Origin of the sequence: Mycobacterium intracellulare ATCC 13950 (assembly GCF_000277125.1) — a bacterium.
Lineage (GTDB): Bacteria > Actinomycetota > Actinomycetes > Mycobacteriales > Mycobacteriaceae > Mycobacterium > Mycobacterium intracellulare.
Genome location: NC_016946.1, coordinates 1919586 through 1932851, shown reverse-complemented (window position 1 = coordinate 1932851; position 13266 = coordinate 1919586). Strand labels below are relative to the sequence as shown.

The 13266-nt window shown below is 67.7% G+C and carries 14 protein-coding genes; 4 read left to right on the top strand and 10 right to left on the bottom strand.

Annotated elements, in window-relative coordinates; all coding sequences use genetic code 11:
• Positions 1 to 46 precede the first annotated feature (46 nt).
• Positions 47 to 241, bottom strand: a complete 195-nt coding sequence (locus OCU_RS34100) for a hypothetical protein (protein WP_009952319.1) — start codon at positions 239 to 241, stop codon at positions 47 to 49.
• A gap of 217 nt (positions 242 to 458) precedes the next feature.
• Between OCU_RS34100 and OCU_RS34095 the strand changes: the two genes are divergently transcribed.
• Positions 459 to 2417: a glycoside hydrolase family 15 protein gene (locus tag OCU_RS34095; protein WP_172417567.1), complete on the top strand. Its 1959-nt coding sequence runs from the start codon at positions 459 to 461 to the stop codon at positions 2415 to 2417.
• Positions 2418 to 2434: 17 nt separating this feature from the next.
• On the opposite strand, the gene OCU_RS34090 is transcribed toward OCU_RS34095, so the two are convergent.
• From OCU_RS34090 to lepA, 3 genes are read right to left on the bottom strand one after another with little or no spacing between them, the layout of a single operon-like run.
• On the bottom strand, positions 2435 to 3148 hold the full coding sequence (locus tag OCU_RS34090; protein ID WP_009952322.1) for a sensor domain-containing protein: 714 nt from the start codon (positions 3146 to 3148) through the stop codon (positions 2435 to 2437).
• A 46-nt stretch (positions 3149 to 3194) separates the two neighbouring features.
• Positions 3195 to 3953 carry a sensor domain-containing protein gene (locus OCU_RS34085; protein WP_009952323.1) on the bottom strand — a complete coding sequence of 253 codons (759 nt, stop codon included), beginning with the start codon at positions 3951 to 3953 and terminating at the stop codon, positions 3195 to 3197.
• A 2-nt stretch (positions 3954 to 3955) separates the two neighbouring features.
• A complete protein-coding gene (gene lepA / locus OCU_RS34080) occupies positions 3956 to 5827 on the bottom strand; it encodes a translation elongation factor 4 (RefSeq protein ID WP_080587926.1) in 1872 nt (623 codons plus the stop codon).
• Between the two features lie 117 nt (positions 5828 to 5944).
• Here lepA and OCU_RS34075 point away from each other — a divergent pair, with 117 nt between their 5' ends.
• Positions 5945 to 6547, top strand: coding sequence for a type II toxin-antitoxin system PemK/MazF family toxin (locus OCU_RS34075; RefSeq protein WP_008255287.1), 603 nt, complete (start codon positions 5945 to 5947; stop codon positions 6545 to 6547).
• 126 nt (positions 6548 to 6673) lie between these two features.
• On the opposite strand, the gene OCU_RS34070 is transcribed toward OCU_RS34075, so the two are convergent.
• Positions 6674 to 7102 carry a CBS domain-containing protein gene (locus OCU_RS34070; RefSeq protein WP_008255284.1) on the bottom strand — a complete coding sequence of 143 codons (429 nt, stop codon included), beginning with the start codon at positions 7100 to 7102 and terminating at the stop codon, positions 6674 to 6676.
• Between the two features lie 168 nt (positions 7103 to 7270).
• Between OCU_RS34070 and OCU_RS34065 the strand changes: the two genes are divergently transcribed.
• Positions 7271 to 8113 (top strand): ribonuclease Z, encoded by an 843-nt coding sequence (locus OCU_RS34065; RefSeq protein WP_009952327.1) that lies wholly within the window; start codon positions 7271 to 7273, stop codon positions 8111 to 8113.
• Between the two features lie 4 nt (positions 8114 to 8117).
• Here OCU_RS34065 and OCU_RS34060 read toward each other — a convergent pair whose 3' ends face one another.
• Entirely contained in the window at positions 8118 to 8816 is a 699-nt protein-coding gene (locus OCU_RS34060) for a hypothetical protein (protein ID WP_014379701.1), read from the bottom strand.
• Positions 8817 to 8912: 96 nt separating this feature from the next.
• The gene (locus tag OCU_RS34055; RefSeq protein WP_009953609.1) at positions 8913 to 9293 is read right to left on the bottom strand and encodes a DoxX family protein; all 381 of its coding nucleotides are present in this window, start codon (positions 9291 to 9293) and stop codon (positions 8913 to 8915) included.
• 93 nt (positions 9294 to 9386) lie between these two features.
• On the opposite strand from OCU_RS34055, the gene OCU_RS34050 reads away from it, so the two are divergent.
• On the top strand, positions 9387 to 9746 hold the full coding sequence (locus OCU_RS34050; protein WP_009953607.1) for a winged helix-turn-helix transcriptional regulator: 360 nt from the start codon (positions 9387 to 9389) through the stop codon (positions 9744 to 9746).
• 16 nt (positions 9747 to 9762) lie between these two features.
• On the opposite strand, the gene OCU_RS34045 is transcribed toward OCU_RS34050, so the two are convergent.
• From OCU_RS34045 to OCU_RS34035, 3 genes are read right to left on the bottom strand one after another with little or no spacing between them, the layout of a single operon-like run.
• Complete coding sequence (locus OCU_RS34045) at positions 9763 to 10602, bottom strand: transglutaminase family protein (protein WP_009953606.1); 840 nt, start codon at positions 10600 to 10602, stop codon at positions 9763 to 9765.
• On the bottom strand, positions 10602 to 11579 hold the full coding sequence (locus OCU_RS34040; protein WP_009953605.1) for an alpha-E domain-containing protein: 978 nt from the start codon (positions 11577 to 11579) through the stop codon (positions 10602 to 10604). The genes OCU_RS34045 and OCU_RS34040 overlap by 1 nt, the downstream gene beginning before the upstream one ends.
• Positions 11566 to 13254, bottom strand: coding sequence for a circularly permuted type 2 ATP-grasp protein (locus tag OCU_RS34035; RefSeq protein ID WP_014379700.1), 1689 nt, complete (start codon positions 13252 to 13254; stop codon positions 11566 to 11568). Before OCU_RS34035 ends, OCU_RS34040 begins: the two co-directional genes overlap by 14 nt.
• Positions 13255 to 13266 lie beyond the last annotated feature (12 nt).

Below are 13266 nucleotides of genomic sequence, written 5' to 3'. Positions count from 1 at the left end.
ACCAAGATGAGGAGAACCAGCGTCACGTGTGACCGAGGCATGCGCGTCACCCGGAGGTCTCACCGACATGGCGGGCACGGCGCATCAACTCGATGCCCTTGCCGAGGAGGCCGTCGAGCAGGGCCCCCGTCACGTAGGCCACCGCCAGCACGACCGGCATCACCACCATGGCCTGCAGCACGAAAGGGAGCCCCGAAAGCCACAGCTCGTTGCCGTCCCACCAGTTGAGGAACGCGTTCACGGAGCTCACCCTATGCGGCGCCGCCACACAAAACCAATGCGTGAACATCGGCGCTTGGGTAGGGGTGCGCCACGCCGCGTCGGCGAAACGTTGGACGCCGGGCCGCCGTGCGGTCGATGATGTCCAGATGGTTCTGCATGTTCAGCCCGACGACCAACCGGCCCAGCCGGACGAAGACATGCCCGAGGAAGCGTTTCCAGCGGCGTCCGCCACGTCGATGTCGTCGTCCATCGACCTGCGCACTCCCGGGCCCCTCGCTCCCAGCGCGGCCCTGCGTAACCCGTTTCCGCCGATCGCCGATTACGCGTTCCTGTCGGACTGGGAAACCACCTGCCTGATCTCGCCGGCCGGGTCGGTGGAATGGCTGTGTGTGCCGCGGCCGGACTCGCCGAGCGTGTTCGGGGCGATCCTGGACCGCAGCGCCGGCCATTTCCGGCTGGGCCCCTACGGCGTCTCGGTGCCCTCGGCCCGCCGGTATCTGCCGGGCAGCCTCATCATGGAGACCACCTGGCAGACGCACACCGGATGGCTGATCGTGCGTGACGCGCTGGTCATGGGGCCCTGGCACGACCTGGACCGCCGGTCGCGGACGCATCGCCGCACCCCGATGGACTGGGACGCCGAGCACATCCTGCTGCGCACCGTGCGCTGCGTCAGCGGCACCGTCGAACTGATGATGAGCTGCGAGCCGGCGTTCGACTACCACCGCGTCGGGGCCACCTGGGAATACTCCGCCAACGCGTACGGCGAGGCCATCGCGCGCGCCACCAGGCAGCCCGACGCCCACCCCACGCTGCGACTCACCACCAACCTGCGGATCGGGCTGGAAGGCCGCGAAGCGCGCGCACGCACCCGGATGAAGGAGGGCGACGACGTGTTCGTGGCCCTGAGCTGGACCAAGCACCCGGCGCCGCAGACCTACCAAGAGGCCGCCGACAAGATGTGGCAGACCACCGAGTGCTGGCGGCAGTGGATCAACATCGGTAACTTCCCCGACCACCCGTGGCGGGCCTACCTGCAGCGCAGCGCGCTCACGCTGAAGGGGTTGACCTACTCGCCCACCGGCGCGCTACTGGCGGCCAGCACCACGTCGCTGCCGGAAACACCGCAGGGCGAACGCAACTGGGACTACCGCTACGCCTGGGTGCGCGACTCCACGTTCGCGTTGTGGGGCCTGTACACGCTCGGGCTCGACCGCGAGGCCGACGACTTCTTCGCGTTCATCGCCGACGTCTCGGGGGCCAACAACAACGAGCGGCACCCGCTGCAGGTGATGTACGGCGTGGGCGGGGAGCGCAGCCTCGTCGAGGAGGAATTGCATCACCTGTCCGGCTATGACCAGGCCCGGCCGGTGCGCATCGGCAACGGCGCCTTCGACCAGGTCCAGCACGACATCTGGGGCTCCATCCTCGACTCCTTCTACCTGCACGCCAAGTCGCGCGAACAGGTCCCGGAGACGTTGTGGCCGGTGCTGAAGAAGCAGGTGGAAGAAGCGATCAAGCACTGGCGCGAGCCCGACCGCGGAATCTGGGAGGTGCGCGGGGAGCCGCAGCACTTCACGTCGTCGAAGGTCATGTGCTGGGTGGCGCTCGACCGCGGGGCGAAGCTGGCCGAACGGCAGGGCGAGAAGAGCTACGCCCAGCAGTGGCGGGCCATCGCCGAGGAGATCAAGGCCGACATCCTGGCGCACGGCGTGGATTCCCGCGGGGTCTTCACCCAGCGCTACGGCAGCGACGCGCTGGACGCCTCGCTGCTGCTGGTGGTGCTGACACGGTTCCTGCCGCCGGACGACCCGCGGGTGCGCAACACCGTCCTGGCGATCGCCGACGAACTCACCCAGGAGGGCCTGGTGCTGCGCTACCGGGTCGAGGAGACCGACGACGGGCTGTCCGGCGAGGAGGGCACGTTCACGATTTGCTCGTTCTGGCTGGTGTCGGCGCTGGTCGAGATCGGGGAGGTGCGCCGCGCCAAACGCCTGTGCGAGCGGTTGCTGTCGTACGCCAGCCCGCTGCACCTGTATGCGGAGGAGATCGAGCCGCGCACCGGCCGCCAGCTGGGCAACTTCCCGCAGGCGTTCACCCACCTGGCGCTGATCAACGCGGTGGTGCACGTCATCCGGGCCGAGGAGGAGGCCGACGGCTCCGGGATGTTCCAGCCCGCCAACGCGCCGATGTAGCCGGAAGGGAGCCCGCGTCAGCTGCGGGCGCCGAGTTTGTCCATGAGCGCGTGGGCGAGGTCGATGGCGGTGGTGTTGATGTTGCCGTTGCCCTGATCTCCCGGACCATAAATGGGAATGAAGTCGACCCTCACCTCGACAACGTAAGGCCCCTTGACGCCGAGGGCCCGGGCCACTGGTGTTGCGTTCAAAACCGAGTACGGGGCGGACCCCATCGAAACCGTAGCCGCGACAACCGAATTCAGGACGCGCACGTCGGAGATGGCGTCCGTACCGTAGATATCGGTCGGCGGCGCTATCAGCGTGGTCCCGTCGCACTTCTGCCACTGCGCGACGAACCTGGCGAAGAGCGCGTCGGCGTCCGCGGCCGTCTGCAACGCGACGATGCCTTGCTGGACAATGTCGATCTTCACCGAATCCCTTTTGCCCACCCACATTTCGGCGGCCGTTTCTAGTATCGGCGCCGAGCCATACGGGCCCCGCTGCATCAAATGGACGACGCCGATGCACTCGGCGGGCTTCGCCTTATCCCACGCGGTTCCCAATTTGTCGCCGCCCCCGAACTCCGAGTAATGCGGGTACGGCTGGAACGGCTGGTCGAGCAGCTTCGCCAGCGCGGTACCGTCGAACAAGGCCCGCTTGATGGCCGGCACCCGACCCGCGTTCGGCGCCAGAGTGCCTGTGCCGGAGATGGTTTGGGTGCACCCGCTCACCAGCAGCACCGCGACCACAGCGGCCACCGAGCGCCAGGTGCTTTTCACTTCACCCCTCCCGACCTCAGCTCAGCGCGTTGACCCTGTCCATCATGGCTCGCGCGATGTCGAGCGCGCTGCTGTTGACGTTGGCCGATCCCGGGTCGGTGGATCGCCGCCCGCCGAAGAAGACCACCTCGACCTCCACGAGGCAGTTCGACCGGATACCGATGGCCCGCGCCTGGGGGGTGGGCCGCAAGGCGGGCATGTTGGGCAGCACCGAGGTGGCGGTTTTGGTCGCCGCGATGGTGGTAGCGGTGCCGCGGACATCGCTGATGACGTTCGTCGTGCTGATCGGGCCAGTCTGTTCCGAGGTCGTCATGCCGTTGCATTGCTGCCACTGCTGCGAGAACTGCGCGAACAACGCCTGAGCCTGCGCGGCCGAGGGCAGCGTGACCACGCCCTCCATCACGGTGATCACCTGTGCCGGTTCGCCGTTGTTCCACCACGACACCGAGGCGACGTCCTGGACCTGGGCTGAGCGGTACACGCTCTTTTGCAGCATCGCCGTCACGCCCAGGCAACCGGCCTGCGACGTCGACCGCTTGACCTGGTAGAGCTTTTCGGGGCCGCCGACTTGCGCCGGCTCGCGGGAGATCAGCGTCTGGTCGAGCATCCGCGACAGCATCGCGCCGTCGAGCAGCACCTTGCTGACCGTCGCGCCGCTCAGCGGACGCAGCTTCAGGTTCGGTGCCGGCTTCGCCGTTCCGTTCACGACCGCGCCGCATCCCGTCACCAGCGTGGCCAGCGCTGCGAGCGTCGCCGCCGCTTTGAGTATCCGCATGGCTACTTCTTGCCCTTGTCCCCCGCCGCGTCCGCGGACAGCGCCGCGACGAACGCCTCCTGCGGTACGTCGACCCGCCCGATGGTCTTCATCCGCTTCTTGCCTTCCTTCTGCTTTTCCAGAAGTTTGCGCTTGCGGGTGATGTCACCGCCGTAACATTTGGATAGCACGTCCTTGCGGATGGCTCGGATGTTTTCGCGCGCAATGATTTTCGATCCGATCGCCGCCTGGACCGGCACCTCGAACTGCTGGCGTGGGATCAGCTCTTTGAGCTTGGTGGTCATCTTGTTGCCGTAGGCCGAGGCGCCGTCCTTGTGCACGATCGCGCTGAACGCGTCGACCGCCTCGCCCTGCAACAGGATGTCGACCTTGACCAGCTGGGCCTCTTGCTCGCCGGCCTCCTCGTAGTCGAGGCTGGCGTAGCCGCGGGTGCGTGACTTCAGGGAGTCGAAGAAGTCGAAGATGATCTCGCCCAGCGGCATGGTGTAGCGCAGCTCCACGCGTTCGGGTGACAGGTAGTCCATCCCGCCGAGCTCGCCGCGGCGCGACTGGCACAGTTCCATGATGGTGCCGATGAATTCGCTGGGCGCGATGATGGTGGTCTTCACCACCGGCTCGTAGACGGTGCGGACCTTGCCTTCGGGCCAGTCCGACGGGTTGGTCACGACGACTTCGGTGTTGTCCTCTTTGACCACGCGATAGACGACGTTGGGCGACGTCGAGATCAGGTCCAGGTCGAACTCTCGCTCCAGGCGCTCCCGGGTGATCTCCATGTGCAGCAAACCCAAGAAGCCACAACGGAATCCGAAGCCCAGCGCCACCGACGTCTCCGGCTCGTAGGTCAGGGCCGCGTCGTTGAGTTGCAGCCTGTCCAGCGCGTCGCGCAGAACCGGATAGTCCGAACCGTCCACGGGATACAGCCCCGAGTAGACCATCGGCCTGGGCTCGCGGTATCCGGTCAGCGCTTCGGCGGCGCCGCGCTTGGCCGTCGTCACGGTGTCACCCACCTTGGACTGGCGGACGTCCTTGACCCCGGTGATCAGGTAACCCACCTCGCCCACGCCCAGGCCCTCGCTGGCCTTCGGCTCGGGCGAGACGATGCCGACCTCGAGCAGTTCGTGCGTGGCGCCCGTGGACATCATCGCGATGCGTTCGCGCGGGGTGATCTTGCCGTCGACCACCCGGACGTAGGTCACCACGCCGCGGTAGATGTCGTAGACCGAGTCGAAGATCATCGCCCGCAGGGGCGCGTCGGCCTTGCCCTGCGGGGGCGGCACCTGGCGCACCACCTCGTCGAGCAGCTCGGCCACTCCCTCGCCGGTTTTGCCGGACACCCGCAGCACGTCTTCGGGCTCGCAGCCGATGATGTGGGCGAGCTCTCCGGCGTAGCGGTCCGGGTCGGCCGCCGGCAGGTCGATCTTGTTGAGCACCGGGATGATGGTCAGGTCACGGTCCAGCGCCAGGTAGAGGTTGGCCAGGGTCTGCGCCTCGATGCCCTGGGCGGCGTCGACCAACAGCACCGCGCCCTCGCAGGCCTCCAGCGCGCGCGACACCTCGTAGGTGAAGTCGACGTGGCCCGGGGTGTCGATCAGGTGCAGGACATGGTCTTCGTCGTCGACTTTCCACGGGAGCCGGACGTTCTGCGCCTTGATGGTGATGCCGCGCTCGCGCTCGATGTCCATCCGGTCCAGGTACTGGGCGCGCATCGAGCGCTCATCGACGACGCCGGTGAGCTGCAGCATCCGGTCGGCCAGCGTCGACTTGCCGTGATCGATGTGGGCGATGATGCAGAAATTCCGAATCTGCGCCGGCGCGGTGAAGGTCTTGTCGGCGAAACTGCTGATGGGAATCTCCTGGTCTACTTCAAACGTGATGGGCGCGGCGCGGCCGTTTTACTGGCGGTTCGCGGGCATGTCCAGCGTATCTATGCAGCGTCGCCCGGACCTACTTGGACACAGTCGCGCCCGGTTGGTCGCGTCTATGCTGCGAATATGGCGTCTGCCCGGAAATCGCAGTGGAAGACGTTCCAGCGGTTTGCCGAGAATCTGGTGTTCAACGGGGCCCCGCGGCTGGCCCGGCACGTCCAGAATTCCCAGACCGTCCTGCGCGAGTTGCAACAGGCCGTGCGGATCACCGCGAACGTCATCGCCGCCGCGGCGCCGCCACCGTCCGACACGACGGTCGCGGGCCGGCCGGTGACCAGCAACAGCCGGCCCACCGCGCAGCGGGCCCGCAAACTCGTGTACGCGCCGAGCCTGGACGGCCGGGCCGATCCCGGCGAGATCGTCTGGACGTGGGTGGTTTACGAGGACGATCCCAGCCGGGGCAAGGACCGGCCCGTGCTGGTCGTCGGACGCGACCGCGGCACCCTGCTGGGCTTGATGGTCTCCAGCCAGGAGCGCCACGCCGCCGATCCGGAGTGGGTTGGAATCGGCTCGGGCAGTTGGGATTACGAGGGACGATCCAGTTGGGTTCGGCTGGACCGCGTGCTCGACGTGCCCGAAGAGGGCATCCGCCGCGAGGGCGCGATCCTGGACCGCGAGATCTTCGACGTGGTGGCGGCGCGGCTGCGCGCCGACTACTCCTGGCGCTGAGTCGGCCGTTCCGCCGAGCCCTGGCACTTCGCCGAGCGTGCACTCACGGCGAGAAAACCGCCGAATTTTCGCCCTGATTGCACGTTCGGCGAGCGGGGCCGGCGGGTTGAGCAAGCCCCCGCCGAGTCAGCCCTGGGTGATGTAGGACTGCAGCTGCTGCTGCTCGGCCTCGAGTTCTTCCATCCGGGTCTTCACCACGTCACCAATGCTGACGATGCCGATCAGCTTCTTCCCGTCCAGCACCGGCACGTGACGCACCCGGTTCTTGGTCATCAGCACGCTGATCGCATCGACGGTGTCGGCCTTCGTGCACGTGGCCAGCATGCTGGTCATGATCTTGGAGACCGGGCGTGACAGCACGCTGGCGCCATGAGTGTGGAGCTGGCGCACGACGTCGCGCTCCGACACGATGCCGACGACCCCCTCGTCGCCGACCACCACCATGGCGCCGATGTTCTGCTCGGTCAGACCCGCCAGCAGCTCACGAACCGTCGCGTCCGGGTTGATGGTCACCACCGCCGCGCCCTTGTTCCGCAAGACGTCCGCAATCCGCATTAAGGCCTCCAGCCGGGTTTGTGATCCGCTTCACATCAGGCTACGGCTAACTCGCGCGGCGGAAAAGCCACCACGAGAACCTGCACACAGATCGTGTCCAAGCGCCGCCGGCCGGCCGGATCGTTCGATCGGGCCACCGCAAACCGAGGGGACCTGCAAGATAGGGCCATGATCGAGGTCACTCTGCTGGGCACCGGAAGTCCGATCCCCGACCCGAACCGGGCCGGGCCGTCGACCCTCGTGCGGGCCGGCGGGCAGGTGTTTTTGGCGGACTGCGGGCGCGGGGTGCTGCAGCGGGCGGCGGCGGTCGGGGTGGGTGCGGCCGGCTTGTCGGCGCTGCTCCTCACCCACCTTCACAGCGATCACGTCGGCGACCTCGGCGACGTCCTCATTACGCGGTGGATCAGCACCTTCACCCCCGATCCCGCGCCGCTGCCCATCATCGGGCCGCCCGGCACCGCGGAACTGGTGGAGGCGACGCTGAAGGCGTTTCACCACGACATCGGCTACCGCATCGCCCATCACGCCGATCTGAATGCGCCGCCGGCCGTCGAGGTCCACGAATACACCGACGGTCCGGTGTGGGACCGCGACGGCGTATCGATCCGGGTCGGCGCCACCGATCATCGGCCGGTGGCCCCGACCATCGGGTTCCGCATCGAATACGAGGGGGCATCGGTGGTGCTGGCCGGCGACACCGTGCCGTGCGCGAGCCTGGACGAGCTCGCGGCCGGGGCCGGCGCCCTGGTGCACACCGTGATCCGCAAGGACATCGTCGCCGCCATCCCGCAGCAGCGGCTCGTCGACATCTGCGATTACCACTCCTCGGTGGAAGAGGCGGCGGCGACCGCCGCCCGCGCGGGCGTCGGCACCCTGGTCATGACGCACTACGTGCCCGCGCTGGTGCCCGGCCAGGAAGAGCAGTGGCGGGCGCTGGCCGCCGAGCAGTTCGGTGGGCGCATCGAGCTCGGCTACGACCTGCACCGGGTTCAGGTCGACGCGCTCACCTGACGCCCTACCGGGACGACGAATCGCGTTGCGCCGCATGGGTAATCGCGACACCCGCCACCACCAGCCAGGTCAGCGCCACCACCCGGGCGACCGGCAACAGCACCCCCAGCGCGGGCCAGATCAAAACGCCGGCCGCCGATTCGGCGAGGACGGCGGTCGCCAGGCCGGCCCGGGCGAGCGGGCCGGGCAGCACCCCCCTGGGCGCCGCCATCGCGGCCACCAACAGGCCCAACGCCACGATGTGGGCCGGGCCGCCGGTGAGAAAGACGAGCAAGTACAGCGCTCTCGCCACGGCGGTGTCGGCGCTGACTTCCGGCCACGACATCGCCCAACCCAGCACGCCGGCCAAGCCGAGCGCGCCGGCGGCCAAGGCGCCGGCCGTAAGCGCGATCGCGGCCGCCGCGCGGCCGGCGCCGAGTTGCCTCAGCCGCGCGGCGGCCGTCGCCGCGTAGATCGCCAGCGGGACGGCCGACGCGAACGTCGCAACGGCCATGACGCGCAGGGCGGTTGGCTGGGCCCGCACGTACGCGGCCACCGCGCCGACGGGGCCGTACGGCAACGGCATGACACCGCCGATCCCGACGCCGATCGCGATCCCCCCGAAGAGCAGCCCGACGCACAGCAGGGACAGCGGCGTCAGGGGCGGCCCGCGGTGGGGGCCGTTCGCCTCGGAGTGGGCCCCGGTTTCGCGGATACCGTTCATTGCCAAACGGTATCGCGCACCCGTTCGCCGTTGGCGCCTCTGCGTCGGGCTACCGAGCGCGTCGGGCGAGAGGACAGCGGCACCCTCGCGGAGGGCTCAACTCACGGATCGGCCGACGGCGACGAAAGCCGCGAGCAGCAGGAGAATCACGTTGATGGGCAAAGGTTCTCGCTCGTTACGCGTCAGGTGCACGCGCATCGCGCCGATCTGCACGATGACCAGACCCACCGCAGCGATCGGGGTCAGGATGCGGGCGATGCCGGTGGCCTCGGGCAGGATCACGCCGAGCGCGCCGACGATCTCGACCGCGCCGACGGCCTTGACCGCGGCGTCCGAGTGGTCCTTCATCCAGTCGAGCCGGCCCGACGCTACGAGTTGTTCGCGCGGCCGAAGGACTTTGAGCCCGCCCGCGACGAGATAGACGAATGCGAGTAGACCCTGCACGGCCCACAGTGCAATGTTCACGATGATCCCCAATCCTTACCATTTGTGCGTAGCCACATCGTGTGTCAGCGCTGGGGCGGCCGCATAAGGCACATCGGTGTATGTATCCAGGACGGAGACCTCGCTATGACCAACGTCACACGAAAGACGCCACGGATACCCGAGGGCGGGGCGGTCCGGGAGGTCCTGGATCGCATCGGCGACAAGTGGAGCCTGCTGGTAATCGGCACGTTGCGTGACGGGCCAATGCGGTTCGGTGCGCTGGAGGCGGCCGTGGAAGGCATCTCGCAGCGGATGCTCACCCTGACGCTCAAGCATCTTGTCGAGGATGGCCTGGTCGACCGCACGGCCTACGCCGAGGTGCCACCGCGAGTCGAGTACGAATTGACCGAACTGGGGCGGACATTGCTACCGCTGGTGATCTCGTTGGCCCAATGGGCCATGGCGCACCACGAGGAGATCAACGCCAACCGCACGTCACGGTAGCGGTGCATACCGGCCCCTAGGCGAGCCGGGTCACCTCCACGATCACGTCGAGATCGGTGGCGCCCTCCCCGGAGTAGATGCCCTTCAATGGGGAAACATCGGCGTAGTCGCGACCCGCACCCACGCCGACGTACTGCTCGGTGATCTCGGTGTCGTTGGTGGGGTCATAACTCCACCAGGCCCCCGTCCACGCCTCGATCCAGGCGTGACTGCGCCCTTCCACGGTGTCCCCGACGACGGCGTCGCGTTTGGGATGCAGGTATCCCGAAACGTAGTGCGCGGGAATCCCCATGCCGCGCAACAACATCAGCGTCAGGTGTACGAAGTCCTGGCAGACACCCTTGCCCGCCTTGAGCGCGTCCAGCCCCGACGAGTGCACGCTGGTTGTTCCCGGCAGGTAGTCCAGTTCGTCGCGCACCCAATGGGCCGCGGCGACAACGGCTTCGGCCGGCGCGTGGGTTTTGCTGATCTTCTTGCCCACCGAGGCGACCCGCTTGCTGGCCGGGGTGTGCCCGGTGGGGCGGAGCAGGTCGTCGAAGCGATCGATCACGGCATCCGAGCGCAGGTCGTCCCAGCCCGCCTCGGTGGCCGGCCCCTCGGCGCGTTCGGTCTCCACGACCGAAGAGGACATCACCGTCAGATCGGTGTGCGGCGCGTGCAAATCGAACGCCGTCACCGCGGTACCCCAATAGTCGATGTAGCGGTAGGACCGGGTTGCCGGGATGGTTTCGACGCGGTTGAGGATGACGTTCTGGCGGTTGTTCGACCGCGGCGTCAGCCGGGCTTCGTTGTAGGAGGCGGTCACCGGTGACTGGTAGGCGTACCCCGTGGTGTGCACCACCCGCAGCCGCCACATCAGCTGTCCTCTTTCCTGCTGACCAGTCGGGGGCGCTGACCGGCGTCCGACCACGCCACCCACGGCGCGATGTGAAAGTACTGCAGCGCCAAGGCTTCCCCGACGTCGCGGCAGGTGCGCTGCAGGCCCGCCAGCCGGCCCTCCAGCGTCTCGAGCAGCACCCCCGGCTGGACGAACTCCAACTCGCTGCGGGCCTGCCCCAGCAACCGCTGGGCCTCGGCGGTCGCCCCGATCCGGCTCTGCCGATTGCGGACCAGTTCATCGAGGTTGTGTTCGGCCAGCCGCAGCGAGTAGAACACCGAACGCGGAAACAGCCGGTCGAGCAACATGAACTCGACCACCCGCCCCGCGTCGAGCACACCGCGATACGTGCGCAGATAGGTGTCGTGCGCGCCCGCCGACCGCAGCAGCGTCACCCAGGCCGGGGACGAGGCGCTGTCTCCGACCCGCGACAGCAACAGGCGCACCGTCATGTCGACGCGCTCGATCGCCCGACCCAAGACCATGAAGCGATACCCGTCGTCGCGCGACAGCGTGGAGTCGGCCAGCCCGGCGAACATCGCCGCCCGCCGCTCCACGAACGACAGGAAGTCATGCGGCCCAAGGCGTTTGGCGGCGCGCTCGCGTTCGGGCAGGGCGTGGTAGGTGGTGTTGAGGCACTCCCAGATCTCGCTGGACGTCACCTCCCGCGCCGACTTCGCGTTTTCGCGGGCCGCGGTGATGGCGTCGACGATCGAGCAGCCGCCCTGGGCGTTTTTGCTGTAGGCCACCAAATCGGTCAACGACCACACGTCGAGTTCATGATCCGGTGGATCGATGCCGAGCACCCGCAGCAGCAGGCGCGAAGCCTGATCGGGGTCGACGCTGGAATCCTCGAGCAACTGGTGCAGGACAACGTCCAGAATCCGCGCGGTGTCGTCGGCGCGTTCGACGTAGCGCCCGATCCAGTAGAGCGCCTCGGCGTTACGTGCCAGCATCGAACACCGCCCGTTGTTGCTGCTGCTGTTCGAGCTGTTCGCGCACGGGCCGTTCGGTGGGTTGCGGCTGTTGCGAGGCCAACCGCGGCGAGTCGTCCAGCATGGGGTCGGGCATGGAGGTCGGCAGCGCCCGCACCACCTCCGCCGCCTCGAGCTCGTGGTCGCCGGCCGATGCCCGCGACGCCAATACCCAGGTGTCCTTCGAGCCGCCACCCTGGCTGGAGTTGACCACCCGTGACCCCTCGACCAGCGCCGTCCGGGTCAGGCCACCGGGCAGCACCCAGACGTCGTTGCCGTCGTTGACCGCGAACGGACGCAAGTCGACGTAGCGGGGGGCAAGCGCGCTGCCGACCTGTGTCGGCACCGTCGAAAGCTCCATCATCGGCTGGGCGATCCAGCTGCGCGGATCGTCGCGGATCTTTTTGGCGACGGCGGCCAACTCCTTCTCGGAGGCCTCCGGGCCGAACACGATGCCGTAGCCGCCGGATCCCTCGACCGGCTTGAGGACCAACTCGTCGATCCGGTCGAGCACCTCTTCGCGTTCGTCGTCGAGCCAGCAGCGCAGCGTCTCGACGTTGGCCAGCAGCGGCTTCTCGCCCAGGTAGTACTCGATCATGGTGGGCACGTAGGTGTAGACGAGTTTGTCGTCGCCGACGCCGTTGCCGATCGCGCTGGAGATGACGACGTTTCCGGCGCGGGCGGCGTTGACCAGGCCGGCCACCCCCAGCACCGAGTCGGCGCGGAACTGCAGCGGGTCCAGGAAGGCGTCGTCGATGCGCCGGTAGATGACGTCGACCTGGCGCTCCCCTTCGGTGGTGCGCATGTACACCTGGTTGTCGCGACAGAACATGTCGCGCCCTTCGACCAGCTCGACACCCATCTGACGGGCCAGCAGCGAATGCTCGAAATACGCCGAGTTGTAGACGCCCGGGGTCAGCACCACCACCGTCGGGTCGGCCTCGTTGGTGGCCGCGGAGTTGCGCAGCGCCCGCAGCAGGTGGGAGGCGTAGTCGTCGACGGAACGCACGCGATGCGTGGCGAACAGGTTCGGGAAGACGCGGGCCATGGTGCGGCGGTTCTCCATTACATAGGAGACGCCCGACGGCGAGCGCAGATTGTCCTCAAGGACCCGGAAATTGCCCTTTTCGTCGCGGATCAGATCGATGCCGGCGACGTGGATCCGGACGCCGTTGGGCGGGACGATGCCCATCGCCTGGCGGTGGAAATGCTCGCACGAGGTGACCAACCGGCGCGGGATCACCCCGTCGTTGAGGATTTCCTGGTCGCCGTAGATGTCGTCGAGGTACATCTCGAGCGCCTTGACCCGCTGGGTGATGCCGCGTTCGAGCCGGGCCCACTCGGCGGCCGAGATGACCCGCGGCACCAAGTCCAGCGGAAAGGGCCGCTCCTGGCCCGACAAAGAGAAGGTGATGCCCTGGTCGAGGAACGCGCGCGAGAGCGCTTCGGCGCGAGCCTTGAGCTCCGAGGCGTCCGACGGCGCAAGTTCGGCGTAGATGCCCTTGTAGGGGCCACGAACGGCGCCCTGGGCGTCGAACATCTCGTCGAAGGCCATGTCGTAGGCGTCCGAGGATGTGTTGTATCCACCGAAAATCCGCTCAGAACGCGCAGCGCGAAAACCCCGCCTGGTCTCCTCAAGCTGGTTCGTCAGACTCACTGTTCAGATGCT

What these genes read in the sequence shown, in the direction of transcription:
- OCU_RS34095 (WP_172417567.1), top strand. Translation starts at nt 459, where the DNA reads ATGTCGTCGTCCATCGACCTGCGCACTCCCGGGCCCCTCGCTCCCAGC.
- OCU_RS34085 (WP_009952323.1), bottom strand. Translation starts at nt 3,953, where the DNA reads ATGCGGATACTCAAAGCGGCGGCGACGCTCGCAGCGCTGGCCACGCTG.
- OCU_RS34075 (WP_008255287.1), top strand. Translation starts at nt 5,945, where the DNA reads ATGGCGTCTGCCCGGAAATCGCAGTGGAAGACGTTCCAGCGGTTTGCC.
- OCU_RS34070 (WP_008255284.1), bottom strand. Translation starts at nt 7,102, where the DNA reads ATGCGGATTGCGGACGTCTTGCGGAACAAGGGCGCGGCGGTGGTGACC.
- OCU_RS34065 (WP_009952327.1), top strand. Translation starts at nt 7,271, where the DNA reads ATGATCGAGGTCACTCTGCTGGGCACCGGAAGTCCGATCCCCGACCCG.
- OCU_RS34060 (WP_014379701.1), bottom strand. Translation starts at nt 8,816, where the DNA reads ATGAACGGTATCCGCGAAACCGGGGCCCACTCCGAGGCGAACGGCCCC.
- OCU_RS34050 (WP_009953607.1), top strand. Translation starts at nt 9,387, where the DNA reads ATGACCAACGTCACACGAAAGACGCCACGGATACCCGAGGGCGGGGCG.
- OCU_RS34045 (WP_009953606.1), bottom strand. Translation starts at nt 10,602, where the DNA reads ATGTGGCGGCTGCGGGTGGTGCACACCACGGGGTACGCCTACCAGTCA.
- OCU_RS34040 (WP_009953605.1), bottom strand. Translation starts at nt 11,579, where the DNA reads ATGCTGGCACGTAACGCCGAGGCGCTCTACTGGATCGGGCGCTACGTC.